General features: G+C 69.5%; 1 protein-coding gene and 1 pseudogene. Both read left to right on the forward strand.

Annotated elements, in window-relative coordinates; genetic code table 11:
- On the forward strand, nt 1-217 hold a 217-nt coding region (locus D9V37_RS19985; protein WP_408636236.1), incomplete at its 5' end, for a transposase.
- Nucleotides 214-393 (forward strand): annotated as a pseudogene (locus tag D9V37_RS19990) (IS3-like element ISAar45 family transposase); the annotation flags it as partial. The gene D9V37_RS19985 and the pseudogene D9V37_RS19990, both read left to right, overlap by 4 nt.

Consider the following 393-nt stretch of genomic DNA (forward strand, 5'->3'; position numbering starts at 1 on the left):
CGACTTCGGGATCCACGAGATGACGTTGTCGAAGTGGCTGCGAGCAGCCGACGTCGAAGACGGCGTGAAGCCCGGCGTCACCACCGTCCAGGCGGCCGAGCTGCGCGAGCTCAAGCGTCGTAACCGCCTGCTGGAGCAGGAGAACGAGGTGCTACGCCGAGCGGCCGCCTACCTCTCCCAGGCCCAGCTTCCGGGAAAAGGCTCTACCCGCTCGTGAGAGAGCTCGCCGCAACCGGCGCCCCGCTGCGGGTGCCGGTCGCGGTGACGTGCCGGGTCCTCAAGCTCCACCGCCAGCACTACCACGCCTGGCTAGCCTGCCCGGTCACGACCGCCGAGCTCGAGGAGGCCCACCTTGCCAACGCGATCTTCGACGCCCACCGCGATGACCCGGAG

Origin of the sequence: Nocardioides mangrovicus (assembly GCF_003674065.1) — a bacterium.
GTDB lineage: Bacteria > Actinomycetota > Actinomycetes > Propionibacteriales > Nocardioidaceae > Marmoricola > Marmoricola mangrovicus.